Source organism: Streptomyces sp. Tu6071 (assembly GCF_000213055.1).
Lineage (GTDB): Bacteria > Actinomycetota > Actinomycetes > Streptomycetales > Streptomycetaceae > Streptomyces > Streptomyces evansiae.
In genome coordinates this window covers 6,677,005-6,692,107 of record NZ_CM001165.1, presented here as the reverse complement: position 1 = coordinate 6,692,107, position 15,103 = coordinate 6,677,005, and the positions used below count along the sequence as shown (strand labels likewise).

The 15,103-nt window shown below is 72.1% G+C and carries 14 protein-coding genes; all 14 read right to left on the bottom strand.

Going from position 1 to position 15,103, the window contains the following annotated elements; genetic code table 11:
• Positions 1-48: 48 nt before the first annotated feature.
• On the bottom strand, positions 49-2,511 hold the full coding sequence (locus STTU_RS28415; protein ID WP_007829275.1) for a RelA/SpoT family protein: 2,463 nt from the start codon (positions 2,509-2,511) through the stop codon (positions 49-51).
• A 309-nt stretch (positions 2,512-2,820) separates the two neighbouring features.
• Positions 2,821-3,360: an adenine phosphoribosyltransferase gene (locus STTU_RS28410; RefSeq protein ID WP_043256576.1), complete on the bottom strand. Its 540-nt coding sequence runs from the start codon at positions 3,358-3,360 to the stop codon at positions 2,821-2,823.
• Positions 3,357-4,460 carry a protein translocase subunit SecF gene (gene secF / locus STTU_RS28405; RefSeq protein ID WP_007829271.1) on the bottom strand — a complete coding sequence of 368 codons (1,104 nt, stop codon included), beginning with the start codon at positions 4,458-4,460 and terminating at the stop codon, positions 3,357-3,359. Before secF ends, STTU_RS28410 begins: the two co-directional genes overlap by 4 nt.
• Position 4,461: 1 nt before the next feature.
• A complete protein-coding gene (secD, locus tag STTU_RS28400; protein WP_043256575.1) occupies positions 4,462-6,255 on the bottom strand; it encodes a protein translocase subunit SecD in 1,794 nt (597 codons plus the stop codon).
• 216 nt (positions 6,256-6,471) lie between these two features.
• Positions 6,472-6,942, bottom strand: coding sequence for a preprotein translocase subunit YajC (gene yajC, locus STTU_RS28395; RefSeq protein WP_007829267.1), 471 nt, complete (start codon positions 6,940-6,942; stop codon positions 6,472-6,474).
• Positions 6,943-7,148: 206 nt separating this feature from the next.
• A complete protein-coding gene (gene ruvB, locus STTU_RS28390) occupies positions 7,149-8,219 on the bottom strand; it encodes a Holliday junction branch migration DNA helicase RuvB (RefSeq protein ID WP_007829265.1) in 1,071 nt (356 codons plus the stop codon).
• 208 nt (positions 8,220-8,427) lie between these two features.
• Positions 8,428-9,048, bottom strand: coding sequence for a Holliday junction branch migration protein RuvA (gene ruvA / locus STTU_RS28385; RefSeq protein WP_007829263.1), 621 nt, complete (start codon positions 9,046-9,048; stop codon positions 8,428-8,430).
• A gap of 52 nt (positions 9,049-9,100) precedes the next feature.
• Positions 9,101-9,655 carry a crossover junction endodeoxyribonuclease RuvC gene (gene ruvC, locus STTU_RS28380; RefSeq protein WP_043256574.1) on the bottom strand — a complete coding sequence of 185 codons (555 nt, stop codon included), beginning with the start codon at positions 9,653-9,655 and terminating at the stop codon, positions 9,101-9,103.
• A gap of 150 nt (positions 9,656-9,805) precedes the next feature.
• On the bottom strand, positions 9,806-10,558 hold the full coding sequence (locus tag STTU_RS28375; RefSeq protein ID WP_007829259.1) for a YebC/PmpR family DNA-binding transcriptional regulator: 753 nt from the start codon (positions 10,556-10,558) through the stop codon (positions 9,806-9,808).
• A 48-nt stretch (positions 10,559-10,606) separates the two neighbouring features.
• Positions 10,607-11,245, bottom strand: coding sequence for a pyridoxal 5'-phosphate synthase glutaminase subunit PdxT (gene pdxT / locus STTU_RS28370; RefSeq protein ID WP_052862431.1), 639 nt, complete (start codon positions 11,243-11,245; stop codon positions 10,607-10,609).
• The gene (gene pdxS, locus STTU_RS28365; protein ID WP_029396552.1) at positions 11,235-12,140 is read right to left on the bottom strand and encodes a pyridoxal 5'-phosphate synthase lyase subunit PdxS; all 906 of its coding nucleotides are present in this window, start codon (positions 12,138-12,140) and stop codon (positions 11,235-11,237) included. Before pdxS ends, pdxT begins: the two co-directional genes overlap by 11 nt.
• A gap of 133 nt (positions 12,141-12,273) precedes the next feature.
• Positions 12,274-12,819 (bottom strand): hypothetical protein, encoded by a 546-nt coding sequence (locus tag STTU_RS28360; RefSeq protein ID WP_007829241.1) that lies wholly within the window; start codon positions 12,817-12,819, stop codon positions 12,274-12,276.
• Positions 12,820-12,920: 101 nt separating this feature from the next.
• Positions 12,921-14,081, bottom strand: a complete 1,161-nt coding sequence (locus STTU_RS28355) for a glycosyltransferase family 4 protein (protein ID WP_043256573.1) — start codon at positions 14,079-14,081, stop codon at positions 12,921-12,923.
• Positions 14,078-15,085, bottom strand: a complete 1,008-nt coding sequence (locus STTU_RS28350; protein ID WP_043257808.1) for a phosphatidylinositol mannoside acyltransferase — start codon at positions 15,083-15,085, stop codon at positions 14,078-14,080. Before STTU_RS28350 ends, STTU_RS28355 begins: the two co-directional genes overlap by 4 nt.
• Between the last annotated feature and the right edge of the window lie 18 nt (positions 15,086-15,103).

The following is a 15,103-nucleotide window of genomic DNA, read 5'->3' as shown; positions in this document are numbered from 1 at the left end:
AGGAGGGGCCCACCGGTACGTTCCGGTGGGCCCCTCCTCGTGTGCCCGTTACGGCCGGCGGGCCGAGGTCACGCGGTAGACGTCGTACACGCCCTCCACGCCCCGCACCGCCTTGAGCACGTGCCCGAGGTGCTTCGGGTCGCCCATCTCGAAGGTGAACCGCGAGGTCGCCACGCGGTCGCGCGAGGTCTGCACGGCCGCCGACAGGATGTTGACGTGCTGGTCGGAGAGGACCCGGGTGACGTCCGAGAGGAGCCGCGAGCGGTCCAGTGCCTCGACCTGGATGGCGACGAGGAAGACCGAGGACTGCGTCGGCGCCCACTCGACGTCGAGCATCCGCTCCGGCTGCTTCGAGAGCGAGTCCACGTTGACGCAGTCCTTGCGGTGCACCGAGACGCCGTTGCCGCGCGTCACGAAGCCGACGATCGGGTCGCCGGGGACCGGGGTGCAGCAGCGCGCGAGCTTGACCCACACGTCCTCGACGCCCTTGACGATGACGCCGGGGTCGGACTTCGCGCGGCGCTTGCGGCGGGCGCGCGAGGGCGGCTGGGACTCGGCGAGGTCGTCCTTGGTCTCCTCCTCGCCGCCGTAGGACTGCACGAGCTTCTGGAGCACGGTCTGCGCGGGCACGTGGCCCTCGCCGATCGCCGCGTAGAGCGAGGAGATGTCCGCGTAGCGCATCTCGTGCGCGAGCGTGACGAGGCTGTCGCTCGTGAGGATGCGGTGGATCGGCAGGTTCTGCTTGCGCATCGCGCGGACGATGGCGTCCTTGCCCTGCTCGATCGCCTCCTCGCGCCGCTCCTTGGAGAAGTGGCCGCGGATCTTGTTGCGCGCGCGGGGCGACTTGACGAAGCCGAGCCAGTCGCGCGAGGGGCCCGCGCCCGCGGCCTTGGAGGTGAAGACCTCGACGACGTCGCCGTTGTCGAGCGTCGACTCCAGGGGGACGAGGCGGCCGTTGACACGCGCGCCGATCGTGCGGTTGCCGACCTCGGTGTGCACGGCGTACGCGAAGTCGACGGGCGTCGCCCCGGCGGGCAGCGCGATGACGTCGCCCTTGGGCGTGAAGACGAAGACCTCGTTGCGCGAGAGGTCGAAGCGCAGCGACTCCAGGAACTCGCCGGGGTCCTCGGTCTCCTTCTGCCAGTCGAGGAGCTGACGCAGCCAGGCCATGTCGTTGATGGCGCCGTCGTCCTTGCCGGACTTCTTCGGCGCGTCCGTGCGCACCTTGGAGGCGCCCGCGACGGCCTCCTGCTTGTACTTCCAGTGCGCGGCGATGCCGTACTCGGCGCGGCGGTGCATGTCGAAGGTGCGGATCTGGAGTTCGACGGGCTTGCCGCCGGGCCCGATGACCGTCGTGTGCAGCGACTGGTACATGTTGAACTTGGGCATCGCGATGTAGTCCTTGAACCGGCCGGGGACCGGGTTCCATCGCGCGTGCACGGTGCCGAGTGCCGCGTAGCAGTCGCGGACGGTGTCCACGAGGACGCGGATGCCGACGAGGTCGTAGATCTCCGCGAAATCACGGCCTCGGACGATCATCTTCTGGTAGACGCTGTAGTAGTGCTTCGGGCGGCCCGTGACGGTCGCCTTGATGCGGGCGGCGCGCAGGTCGGACTGGACCTCGTCGGTGACGACCGCGAGGTACTCGTCGCGCTTGGGGGCGCGCTCGGCGACGAGGCGGACGATCTCGTCGTACATCTTCGGGTAGAGGATCGCGAAGGCGAGGTCCTCCAGCTCCCACTTGATGGTGTTCATGCCCAGCCGGTGGGCGAGCGGTGCGTAGATCTCCAGGGTCTCGCGGGCCTTCTTCTCCTGCTTCTCGCGCTTGAGGTAGCGCATCGTGCGCATGTTGTGCAGGCGGTCGGCGAGCTTGATGACGAGGACGCGCGGGTCCTTGGCCATCGCGACGACCATCTTGCGGACCGTCTCGGCCTGCGCGGCCTCGCCGAACTTGACCTTGTCGAGCTTGGTGACCCCGTCCACGAGGAGCGCGACGGTGTCACCGAAGTCCTCACGGAGCGTGTCGAGTCCGTACTCGGTGTCCTCAACGGTGTCGTGAAGCAGCCCGGCCATGAGTGTGGCGGGGTCCATGCCGAGTTCGGCGAGGATCGTGGTGACGGCGAGCGGGTGCGTGATGTACGGGTCGCCGCTCTTGCGCTTCTGTCCGCGGTGCCAGCGCTCGGCGACCTGGTAGGCGTGCTCGATCTGGCGCAGGGTCGCCGTCTCGATCTTCGGGTCGTTGCCGCGCACGGTACGCAGCAGGGGCTCCAGGACCGGGTTGTACGGGTTGGAGCGCTGCACGCCGAGGCGCGCGAGGCGAGCGCGGACGCGGTTGGAGGAGCCGCCGCGGTGCGTCACGGGCGGCGCGGGGCGCGGCTGGGCGCCCGAGGGGCGCCCGGAGGCGCCCTGCGCCGAACCGCCCGGCGCCGGCTTCTTGGCGGGCGGGGCGGGCTTCGGCGCGGCCTCGGGGTCCTGGGCGCCGGTGGTGAGTGACTGGGCCTCGTCTGGCAAGAGCGCTCCTCCTGTAGGCCCCTGGCGACCTGCCCGTGGGCGCGAGCGCGTGGTGCGTGCGTCCCGGACGTGGTCCGGAGGCTGCCATCGTAGCGAGAGCCGGGCGCGCTGCCGCGCGGGCGGGCGGTTCGGCGGGCGGTGCAGGGCCACTGCGCCGCTTGCGGGGAAAACGTCCCCTTCGGGGGCTTTATTTCACTTTCGCCACGCGTCCCATGGTTGATCGCCGGGGGGCCGTGGTCAAGCGGTGCGGCGAAGGGGCCGGTCCGCCGCGGCGGCGGACCGGCCCCTTCGTGTGTCGCTGCGCCCCGCTCAGACCTGGAGGAGTGCCTCCAGGGGCGCCCCGTCGAGTACGGGGGCGAGCCGCGCGCGTCCGTCGAGGAAGCCCAGCTCCATGAGCACGGCGACCCCGGCGACCTGGGCGCCGGCCCGGCGGATGAGGCCGAGGGACGCCTCGGCGGTGCCGCCGGTGGCGAGGACGTCGTCGATGACCATGACGCGGTCGTCGGGGCCGAGGTCCTCGGCGTGCACCTCGATCTCGGCGGTGCCGTACTCCAGGTCGTACCGCTGCGAGAGCGTGGCTCCCGGGAGCTTGCCGGCCTTGCGGACCGGCACGAAGCCGAGCCCGGCGCGGACGGCGGCGGGGGCGCCGAGGATGAATCCGCGGGCCTCCAGGCCGACGACCTTCGTCGCGCCGTGCTTCAGGCACAGCCCGGCGAGGGCCTCGGTGAGGGCCGCGAAGGCGCCCGGATCGGCCAGGAGCGGGGTGATGTCCTTGAACACCACGCCCGGCTCCGGGTAGTCCGGGACGTCCCTGATGCGGCTGAGCAACAGCTCGCTGATGTCGGTCATCGGCGCTTTCCGGTCGTACGTCCGTCCCGGCCGTCACGGCCCCGGGCGGGGGCGACGACCGGTCCGGCCGCCGCGGTGGCCCCCTGGGGTCCGTCGCCGTCCCGCGGGCCGTCGCCGGGGCCCTCGCCCCGCTCGGCGGCGGCGCGCTTGGCGAGCACCCGCTTGGTGAGGGCCTTCATCTGCGGCTCGCGGCTCTTGAGGTCGGAGACCAGCGGGGTCGCGATGAAGATCGACGAGTACGCGCCGGCCGCGAGACCCACGAACAGCGACAGCGAGATGTCGTTGAGCATGCCGGCGCCGAGGAAGCCGCCACCGATGAAGAGCAGCCCGGCGACGGGGAGGAGCGCGACGACCGTGGTGTTGATCGAGCGCACCAGCGTGCCGTTGATGCTCAGGTTGGCGACTTCCGCGTAGGTGTGCCTCGTCTGCTTCGTGATGCCCTTCGACTGTTCCTTGAGACTGTCGAAGACCACCACGGTGTCGTAGAGCGAGTACCCGAGGATCGTGAGCAGACCGATCACGGTGCCGGGGGTGACCTCGAAGCCGACGAGGGCGTAGACCCCGACCGTGATGGTGATGTCGTGGATCAGGGCGACGAGGGCCGCGACGGCCATGCGCCACTCGAAGGCGATCGCCAGGTAGATGACCACGAGCACCATGAAGATGCCGAGGCCGGTCCACGCCTTGTTGGCGACCTGCTCGCCCCAGGAGGGGCCGACGAGGTCGGCGTTGATGTCCTCGGCCTTGACGTCGAGGTCCTGGGCGAGCTTGTCCCTGATCTCGTCGGACTTGCCGGTGTCGATGCCGCTGATCTGGACGCGCATCCCGCCGTTGCCCAGCTCCTGGACGATCGCGTCGTGCCCGGACGCGTCCTCCGCGGACTGCTCGGCGGCGGCTGCCGAGACGCTCGTCTTCGGCGTCGTGAAGACGGCACCGCCCTCGAACTCGATCCCCATGTGCAGGCCGCGCACCGAGAGCCCGACGATCGCGGTGATCGTGATCAGGATGGAGATGCCGTACCAGATCTTGCGCTTGCCGATGAAGTCGTAGCCGATTTCACCGCGGACGAGCCGGGCGCCGAGTGTGCCGAGTCGCGACATGTCACGCCTCCTTGGGGTGATCGGCGTGGACGCGGGGGGTGCGCGTGCGGCGCAGCGGCGGCTTGGCGCCGAGCCGCTTGGGGTCGAACCCGGACCAGGGATGGCCCTGGCTGAAGAACTTCCGGCGGGCCAGGAGCGTCAGCAGCGGCTTCGTGAAGAGGAAGACCGTGACGACGTCGAGGAGCGTGGTGAGACCCAGCGTGAAGGCGAAGCCCTGCACCTTGCCGACCGTGACCACGAAGAGGACCGCGGCGGCGAGGAAGGAGACGAAGTCGGAGACGAGGATGGTGCGGCGGGCACGCGGCCAGCCGCGCTCGACGGCGGGCCGCAGGGTGCGGCCCTCGCGCACTTCGTCCCTGACGCGTTCGAAGAAGACGATGAAGGAGTCCGCGGTGATACCGATCGCGACGATCGCCCCGCAGACGGCCGGGAGGTTGAGCGCGAAGCCGATGCCCGGACCGAGCAGCGTCATGATCGTGTACGTGAGGATGCCGGAGACCACGAGGGACGCGATCGCGATGAGCGCGAGACCCCGGTAGTAGGCGACCAGGTAGATGATGACGAGCGCGAGGCCGACGGCGCCCGCGATGAGCCCGGCGTGCAGCTGCTCACCGCCGAGGGCGGCGGTCACCGTGGTGACGGTCTCCTCGTGGAAGGTGAGCGGCAGGGCGCCGTAGGAGAGGACGTTGGCGAGGTCCTTCGCCGATTCCTGGCTGAAGCTGCCGGAGATCTCGGCGCTGCCGCCGAGGCGCTCGCTGACGCTGGGCGCGGAGACGACGTCGCCGTCGAGGACGATGGCGAACTGGTTCATCGGGGACTGCTGCTGCGCGAGCTTGCCCGTGATCGAGGAGAACTTCTTCTTGCCCTCCCCGTTGAACTTCATCTGCACGATCCACTGGTTGCGCTGCGTGTCCAGCACCGCGTCGGCCTTGGAGACGTTCTTGCCCTCGACCTCGGCCGGGCCGAGGAGGTACTTGGCCCACTGACCGCCCTCGTTGCCGCAGGCGACCATCGACGCGGTCGGCTTGACGCCCGTGGTGGCCTTGACGCGCTGGGCCTTGTTGGAGCAGTCCAGGGAGCCGAAGAGGGCCGTCGTCTTGTCGTCGGGCGCGGCGGAGGCGTCCGGCGAGGGGCTGGCCTTCGCGTCGGCGTCCTTGTCGCTCTTGGCGTTCGCGGACGGCGTGGCGTCGGCCTTGAGGGCCTGCGGGACGGCGCGGCCCTGCGGGGAGGCGTCACCCGAACCGGCGGAGGCGCTCGAACCGGCGCCCGGCGAGGCGGTGGAGCCGCCCGCGCCCGCGCTCGACTTCGGCGAGGGGCTGGTCTTGCCGGAGGGGCTCGACGACGCGGACGGACTCGGGCTCGCCGAGGGGTCGGCGGCCGGGGTCCCCGCGGCGACCTGGAGGACCGGGCGGAAGTAGAGCTGGGCGGTCGTGCCGACCTGCTCCCTCGCCTGCTTCTCGTTGGTCCCGCGCGGGATGTTGACCACGATGTGGTCGTTGCCCTGGGTCTGGACCTCGGCCTCGGAGACACCGAGCCCGTTGACACGGCGGTTGATGATGTCGACCGCCGTGTCCATGTTGGTCTTGTTGACCGCGTTCTTCTGCCCCGGCTCGTTCTGGGCCTTGAGCGTGATGCTCGTGCCGCCCGCGAGGTCGATGCCGAGGCGGGGCGTCGTGTGCCCGGAGAGGAACATCCCGCCCGTGAGCGCCACGAGGGCGACCAGGATCAGAGCGAGTGCGCGGCCAGGCTTGGACTGGCTGCTGCTGCGCCCTCTGCTCTTGTTAGGTGCTGCCACCTTCTCGTTTCTCCCTGTCCAACCGCCCCGCACGGTGTGAAGAACCGGCTGGGGCGGCCCTGAAGTGATGTGGGGAATCCGCGTCCGTCCGCCCACGACCGGGCAAGGTTGTCATGGTCGTGGGCGTCCGGGTGCCACCGTCCGCGCAGGCCCGTGTGCCACGGCATGCCCCGAGCGCGCCGGACCGCTCGCCCGGCGCGGACCTCGGTCCGTGCCTTACTTGCCCTCGGCCTCGCTGTCGGCCTTCTTGGCGGAAGTGTCCTCGGCCTTGTCGGCGAGCGCCTCGGCGGGGGTGGAGTCCTTGGACAGGTCGATGCGCGCGTCCTCGTCCTCGTGCTCGGCCGCCTCGCCCCCGGTGAGCGAGGACGCGTCGTCGGGAACGACGGCGTCGAAGTCCTCGCCGTCGCTCACGATGCGCTCCCACTCCTCGTCGCCGACGACCGAGCCGATGGCGTTCTTGGCGTAGCGGGCGTGGACGCCGGGCGCGACCTCCAGGAGCACGGTGTCCTCACCGACCTCCTTGACCAGCGCGTACATGCCGCCGATCGTGCGCACGCCGGAGCCGGGCTGCATCTCGCTCCGCATGTTGGCAGCGGCCTGCTGCTTGCGCTTCGCGGAGCGGGTCATCAGGAACATCGCCCCGATGATCAGGACGAAGGGGAGGAGGGAGACGAGGGAGGAGGGCACGGTAGGGAGTCCTTAGCACGACCGCGCGATGCTGCGGCCTGTCGGGATCGGGGGGCACGCCGGCCACAAGGGACGGCATCGGCGGAGTCTAGGCGAGTCTCCGTCGAGGGAACAACGTTCAGCATCGCACCGCAGTTCCTTGTGTGGCCACACTCGTGCCGCTCGGGCCGGTAACTCGTGCGGCCCGGGACGGTGACGCGTGCGGCTCAGGCCGGGAAGAGCCCGGCTTGTCCTGGTGCGCCCTGGGGTGGGGCGAGCCCGAGGTGGGCCCACGCCGCGGGAGTGGCGACCCGGCCGCGCGGAGTGCGGGCGAGGAGGCCCTCGCGCACCAGGAAGGGCTCCGCCACTTCCTCCACCGTCTCACGTTCCTCGCCGACGGCGACAGAGAGAGTGGAAAGCCCCACAGGGCCGCCGGAGAAGAGCTTGAGCAGCGCTTCGAGCACGGCGCGGTCGAGGCGGTCGAGCCCGCGCGCGTCGACCTCGTACACGCCGAGGGCCGCCGAGGCGATCTCCACGGTGATGTGTCCGTCCGCCTTGACCTGCGCGTAGTCGCGGACGCGGCGCAGCAGCCGGTTGGCGATACGGGGCGTGCCGCGCGAGCGCCCGGCGATCTCGGCGGCGCCCGCCGCGTCGATCGCGACGTCGAGGAGCCGCGCCGAGCGATGGATCACACGCTCCAGCTCGGCGGGCGCGTAGAACTCCATGTGCGCGGTGAAACCGAAGCGGTCGCGCAACGGCGGGGGCAGGAGCCCGGCCCTGGTCGTGGCGCCGACGAGGGTGAAGGGCGGGAGGTCCAGCGGGATCGCGGTGGCCCCGGGGCCCTTGCCGACGATGACGTCGACGCGGAAGTCCTCCATGGCCATGTACAGCATCTCCTCGGCGGGCCGGGACATGCGGTGGATCTCGTCGAGGAAGAGGACCTCGCCCTCCTGGAGCGAGGAGAGGATCGCGGCGAGGTCGCCCGCGTGCTGGATCGCGGGGCCCGAGGTGATGCGGATCGGGGCGGCCATCTCGGCGGCGATGATCATGGAGAGGGTCGTCTTGCCGAGCCCGGGAGCCCCGCTGAGCAGGACGTGGTCGGCGGTGGCGCCGCGCGCGCGGGCGGCCTTGAGGACGAGGTCGAGCTGCTCGCGCACCTTCTCCTGGCCGATGAACTCGTCCAGGTCCTTGGGGCGCAGGGCCGCCTCGACGGCGGTGTCCTCGGTGTCGGCCCCGGCGTCGACGAGCCGGGGGTCGGCGCCGGGGGCGCTGTCCGGTGTCTCGTCGTCCCAGTTCACGGTGGCCTCTGTTTCTCTCGTCGGTACGCGCGGGATGCGCGTCGGTCGGCGCGTGCTCCGGCGGGCGCGTGCGGCGCGGCGGGCGCGTGTGCCTCGGCGTGCGCGTCCGGCTCGGTCGGCGCGGCATGCGCGCCGGTCGGTGCCGGTCGCGTCCCGTCCGGCGCGTGGGGCGCGTGGGGCACGCCGCCCCGCGTGCCTCAGCGGGGCGTCACTTGGTGCGGTTGAGCGTTTGCAGGGCCGCGCGCAGGAGCGGGCCGATCTCGGGGACGCCCTCCTGTGCCTCGGCCTGCGGGGTGACCGCCTCGACGGCCTCCTCGGCCTCGCGCGGCTGGTAGCCGAGGCCGACGAGTGCGGTGTGCAGTTGCTCGGTCCAGGGCGGCGGACCGGCCGCGGCGCGGCGCTGGGCGCCGAGGGTGCCCGTGCCGAGCGGCTGCCCGAGGCGGTCCTTCAGTTCGAGGATGAGTTTCTGCGCGCCCTTCTTGCCGATGCCCGGCACGGCCGTGAGCGCCTTCTCGTCGGCGGTGGAGACGGCGAGGCGCAGCGCGTCGGGCGAGAGCGTGGCGAGCATCGCCTGGGCGAGCCGGGGGCCCACGCCGCTGGCGGTCTGGAGGAGTTCGAAGGTCTGCCGCTCGTCGTCGTCGGCGAAGCCGTAGAGCGTGAGGGAGTCCTCGCGCACGACGAGCGAGGTGGCGATGCGGGCCTGCTCGCCGATCCGGAGCGTCGAGAGCGTGTGCGGGGTGCACTGCACGGCCATCCCGATCCCGCCGACCTCGACGACGGCGCTCGTGGGGCCGAGGGCCGCGACGGGCCCGCTGACGAAGGCGATCACCGGGCGGCCTCGGCACACTGCGCGGGCCGCGCCCCGCGGGGGCGTGGGGAGTTCATCGCACGACCTTTCGTACGGGGGGCGCGGTGCGGGCCGTGGAGCGGGCCCGTTCGTGCGCCTCCTGGAGCCTGTTCTTGGTGGGGGCACGCCAGATGTGGCAGATGGCGAGGGCGAGGGCATCGGCGGCGTCGGCCGGCTTCGGCGGCGCGGCGAGCCGCAGGAGGCGGGTCACCATCGCGCCGACCTGCGCCTTGTCCGCGCGCCCGCTGCCGGTGACGGCGGCCTTGACCTCGCTCGGCGTGTGCAGCGCCACGGGCAGCCCGCGCCGCGCGGCGCACAGCATCGCGACGGCGCTGGCCTGGGCGGTGCCCATCACGGTGCGCACGTTGTGCTGGCTGAAGACCCGCTCGATCGCCACGTACTCGGGCCGGTGCGTGTCGAGCCACTCCTCGATCCCGGCCTCGACGGCGAGCAGCCGCCGCGACAACTCCGCGTCGGCGGGGGTGCGTACGACACCGACGCCGACCATCGTCAGCGGTCTTCCCGGCACTCCGTCGACGACGCCGACCCCGCAGCGGGTCAGCCCCGGGTCCACCCCGAGCACGCGCACCGCACCACCCCCTCGCTCACCGGTCCGAACGGCCCGTGCCACGTGCGGTGCACGTTACTGGCCGCCACCGACACTAGCCGCCCGCAACGACACGGCGCGGGCCCGGGGCGTGTCGCCCCCGGCCCGCGCCGTGCGCGGCTCGTGCGCGGCTCAGGCGTCGACCTTCTCCATGACCTCGTCGGAGACGTCGAAGTTGGCGAAGACGTTCTGCACGTCGTCGCTGTCCTCCAGCGCGTCGATGAGCTTGAAGATCTTGCGGGCGCCCTCCTCGTCCAGCTCGACCTGCATGGTCGGGACGAAGTTGGCGTCGGCGGAGTCGTAGTCGATGCCGGCCTCCTGGAGCGCGGTGCGCACCGCGACCAGGTCGGTGGCCTCGCTCAGCACCTCGAAGCTGTCACCGAGGTCGTTGACCTCCTCGGCGCCCGCGTCGAGGACCGCGCCGAGGACGTCGTCCTCGCCCAGTTCACCCTTGGGGACGATGACGACGCCCTTGCGGTTGAAGAGGTAGGAGACGGAGCCCGGGTCGGCCATCGAGCCGCCGTTGCGGGTCATCGCGACGCGCACGTCGGAGGCGGCGCGGTTGCGGTTGTCGGTGAGGCACTCGATGAGGACGGCGACACCGTTGGGCCCGTAACCCTCGTACATGATCGTCTCGTAGTCGGCGCCACCGGCTTCGAGACCGGCACCGCGCTTGAGCGCGGAGTCGATGTTCTTGTTGGGGACCGACTGCTTCTTCGCCTTCTGGACGGCGTCGAAGAGCGTCGGGTTGCCGTCGATGTCGGCGCCGCCCATGCGCGCCGCGACCTCGATGTTCTTGATGAGCTTCGCGAAGAGCTTGCCGCGCTTGGCGTCGATCACGGCCTTCTTGTGCTTCGTCGTCGCCCATTTAGAGTGGCCGGACATCTGCCTGTCTCCTTCGCGTTACCCATTCACCTACGAACCCGAGAGATCCTACCGGGACCCGCCGCCGCTCCTCGCCCGCACCATCGCGGTGAAGAGCGCGTGCACGCGGTGGTCGCCGGTCAGCTCCGGGTGGAAGGCGGTGGCGAGGGCGGTGCCCTGCCGGACGGCGACGGGCCGTCCCTCGTACGTGGCGAGCACCTCGACCCCGGCGCCCGTCGACTCGGCCCACGGCGCGCGGATGAAGACCCCGTCGACGGGCGGCCCCTCGACGCCCGCGACGGGCACGGGCGCCTCGAAGGACTCGTTCTGCCTGCCGAAGGCGTTGCGGCGCACGATCATGTCGATGCCGCCGATCGTCTCCTGGCCCGCGCGCGGGTCGAGGATCTTGTCGGCGAGCAGGATCATCCCGGCGCACGTCCCGTAGACGGGGAGCCCGTCGGCGACGGCGGCGCGCAGCGGCTCCAGCAGGCCGAAGAGGCGCGCGAGCTTGGAGATCGTCGTGGACTCGCCGCCGGGCAGGACGAGTCCGTCCACGGCCGCGAGTTCCTCCGGGGTGCGTACGGGCACGGGGCGCGCGCCCGCGGCGGTGAGCGCGGCCGTGTGCTCGCGCACGTCGCCCTGGAGCGCGAGCACCCCGATCAGCGGCTCACCGGCCGGGGCCGCGCCGGTCAGCGGTTCACCAGCCACGGTTGGCGTACCGCTCGGTCTCGGGGAGCGTGTCGCAGTTGATGCCGACCATGGCCTCGCCGAGGTCGCGCGAGGCGTCCGCGATGACCTTGGGGTCGTCGTAGAACGTCGTGGCGCGGACGATCGCGGCGGCGCGCTTGGCGGGGTCGCCGGACTTGAAGATGCCGGAGCCGACGAAGACGCCCTCGGCGCCGAGCTGGCGCATGAGCGCGGCGTCGGCGGGGGTCGCGACGCCGCCCGCGGAGAAGAGCACGACGGGCAGCTTGCCCAGCTCCGCGACCTCCTTGACGAGTTCGTACGGGGCGCGCAGTTCCTTCGCCGCCGCGTACAGCTCGTTGTTGTCGCAGCCGCGCAGCTTCGCGATCTCGCCCTTGATCTGCCGCAGGTGGCGCACGGCCTCGACGACGTTGCCGGTGCCCGCCTCGCCCTTGGAGCGGATCATCGCGGCGCCCTCGGCGATGCGGCGCAGGGCCTCGCCGAGGTTGGTGGCACCGCACACGAAGGGGGTCGTGAAGGCGAACTTGTCGCTGTGGTTGACCTCGTCGGCCGGGGTGAGCACCTCGGACTCGTCGATGTAGTCGACGCCGAGCGCCTGGAGGACCTGCGCCTCGACGAAGTGGCCGATGCGGGACTTGGCCATGACGGGGATCGAGACCGCCTCGATGATGCCCTCGATCATGTCGGGGTCGGACATCCGGGCAACGCCGCCGTCCTTGCGGATGTCGGCGGGGACCCGCTCCAGTGCCATGACGGCGACAGCCCCGGCGTCCTCGGCGATCTTCGCCTGCTCGGGCGTGACGACGTCCATGATGACGCCGCCCTTGAGCTGCTCCGCCATCCCGCGCTTGACGCGCGCGGTACCGGTCACAGGGCTGGTCTCAGTAGTTTCAGGCACGACGAACCTCACAGGAAAACCGCTGGTGGAAGACACCAGAAGCAAACTCCCGGCCACCGTCCGCCGACAAGAGCCAATCCCGAGGTCGTGGCCCCCGCACGCCCCGGACGGGCCGGGACGCCCGCGGGTCCCGCTACGCCGAGACGCGTTCCGCGAGCGGCCCCGGTGGCTCGTCGTCCATCTCGAAGGCCATCGGGAACGGCGCGTGCCCCGCGAGCCGGAACCACCGCACGGTCCGGTGCCGCCGCAGGGACCGCGCGGCGCGTACCGCGTCGTTGTGGAAGCGCCGCGCCATCGGCACCCTGCGTACCGCCTCGGCGAGTTCCTGGAGCGCCGCCTCTCCCCCGGGCGCCTCGCGCACCGCGGCGATGTCCTCCGCGTCCCCGAGCACGGCCCGCAGCGCCTGGCTCAACTCGCTCTCGGCGACCTCCCGTTGCTCCTCCTCGGCCTGGCGCGCCGCGAAGGCGGCCTCGTAGAGCACGAGGGAGGCCGCGGGGTCGAGCAGCCCGGAGGTGGCGAGTTCCTGGGCGACGGAGACGCGCCGCAGCAACTGCGCGTCGAGCCCGGCCCGCGTCGCGTCGATGCGCGCGTGCAGCCGGTCGAGCCGCCCCGCGGTCCAGCTCAGATAGACGGCGATGAGCAGCAGCGCGAGGCCGGCCCACACGAAACTTGTGATCACCGCACCAGCCTAAGGGGAGGCGGCCGGGCCCCGGGGCGCGTTCGGGGAGCGGCCTCCGGCCCGTACGGCACGCGCACGCGGGCTCCGCTCCCCCGGCCCCGCTACTCCCGCGCCAGCCCGAACCGCCGCCGCAGGCCGCGCTGTTCCTCCGGCGCGACCGAGGCCGCGCCGTCCGTGACCGTCTCGTAGACGGCGAGGATGTCCGCGCCGACCGTGGACCAGTCGAAGCGCCGCACGTGCGCGGTCGCCGCCGCGCGCAGCTCCGCGCGCCGCTCCGGGTCGCCGAGCAGGCGGACCGCCGCGTCGGCGAGCGCTTCGGCGTCCTCGTTCGCGAACAGCTCGCCCGCCGCGCCCTGGTCGAGAACCTGGGCGAAGGCGTCGATGTCGCTCGCGAGGACGGGCGCGCCCGCCGACATCGCCTCGACGAGGATGATCCCGAAGCTCTCGCCGCCCGTGTTGGGCGCCACGTAGAGGTCGACGCTGCTCAGGAAGCGCGCCTTGTCCTCGTCGCTCACCATGCCGAGGAACTCGACGCGGTCGCGGTACGCGCGCGGGAGCGGTTCGAGGGCTTCCTCGGCGTCCCCGCGCCCGGCGACGAGCAGCCGCGTGCCGGGGCGCGCCTCGAGGATGCGGGGCAGGGCGCGCATGAGGACCGGGAGTCCCTTGCGGGGCTCGTCGATGCGCCCTATGAAGCCGATCGTGCCGCCCTGCCACTCGGGCTTCGGCTCGGCGTCGGCGAAGAAGGAGACGTCGACGCCGTTGGGGATGACGACCGCGTCGCCGCCGAGGTGTTCCACGAGGGTGCGCCGCGCGTACTCGCTCACGGCGATGCGCGCGCTGATCTTCTCCAGCGCGGCCTGCAGGATGCCGTACGCGGCCGTCATCGCGCGCGAGCGCGGGTTCGACGTGTGGAAGGTCGCGACCATGGGGCCGCGCGCGGCCCAGCAGGTCAGCAGCCCGAGCGAGGGCGAGGAGGGCTCGTGGATGTGGATGACGTCGAAGCGGCCGTTCTGGATCCAGCGGCGGACCCGCGCGGCGGAGAGGATGCCGAAGTTGAGCCTTGCTACCGAGCCGTTGTACGGGACGGGCACGGCGCGGCCCGCCGAGACGACGTAGGGCGGGAGCGGGGTCTCGTCGTCGGCGGGCGCGAGCACGGACACCTCGTGGCCGAGCCGGATGAGGTGCTCGGCGAGATCCCTGATGTGGAACTGGACGCCGCCGGGCACGTCCCAGGAGTACGGGCAGACGATGCCGATCCTCACGGGCCCACCTCGGCGGGCGGCCCCTCGCCCGCGGTCCGGGGCGCTTCGGACGTACGGGGCTCCCCGGGCGTGGCCGCGTCGGCCCCCGTCCCCCCGCGCGCCGGGTCCTTGGCCGGGTCGAGGTCGGCGAGCCAGAACTTCTGGAGCATGTGCCAGTCCTGCGGGTGCGCGGCGACACCGGTCGCGAAGACGTCGGCGAGCGCCTGCGTCATGACGGCGGTCTTCTCGGCCCGCGAGCCCGCCCCGGGCGGCGTGATCTCGGGGTGCACGCGCCCGCGCATGACCGGGGAGTCGTCGTACCAGAGGGTGACGGGCAGGAGCGCGGCCCCGGTGTGCTGCGCGAGCATCGCGGGCCCGGCGGGCATCCGGGTCGCTTCGCCGAGGAAGTCGACGGGGACGCCGGAGGCGGAGAGGTCGCGGTCGGCGACGAGGCACACCATGCCGCCCGAGCGCAGCCGCCGCGCGAGGGTCCCGAAGGCCGCGCCTCCCGTGTGCGGCAGGACCTCCATGCCGAGGCCCTCGCGGTAGGCGACGAAGCGGTCGTAGAGGGACTCGGGCTTGAGCCGCTCGGCGACGGTGGTGAACGGGATGCCCAGCTCGGTCGTGACCCAGGCTCCCGCGAGGTCCCAGTTGGCCAGGTGCGGGAGGGCCAGTATCACGCCGCGTCCCTCGGCGAGGGGCACGTCGAGGTGGTCGAGGCCGTCGGGCGCGAAGCCGAGCCTGACGCGGCGCTCGCTCCAGGCGGGCAGCCGGAAGGACTCCATCCAGTACCGCAGGTACGAGCGCATCCCGGCGCGCGAGAGCCGGGAGATCTCCTCGGGGCTCGCGCCGGGCACGACGCGGCGCAGGTTCGCCTCCAGTTGGCGCACGCCCTTGCCGTGCTTCTTCCAGGTCTGGTCGGCGACGGAGCGGCCGAGCGCGACGGCGGCGGGCTCGGGGAGGGTGCGTACCGTCGCCCAGCCCAGGCCGTAGAGCCGGCCGGCGACGTCGTCCTTGTCCGGCAGGCGGCGGGCGAGTCCGCT

Excerpts from the sequence above, each read along its gene's own strand:
- secF (WP_007829271.1), bottom strand. The coding sequence starts at position 4,460 with ATGTCGCGACTCGGCACACTCGGCGCCCGGCTCGTCCGCGGTGAAATC.
- STTU_RS28375 (WP_007829259.1), bottom strand. The coding sequence starts at position 10,558 with ATGTCCGGCCACTCTAAATGGGCGACGACGAAGCACAAGAAGGCCGTG.
- STTU_RS28410 (WP_043256576.1), bottom strand. The coding sequence starts at position 3,360 with ATGACCGACATCAGCGAGCTGTTGCTCAGCCGCATCAGGGACGTCCCG.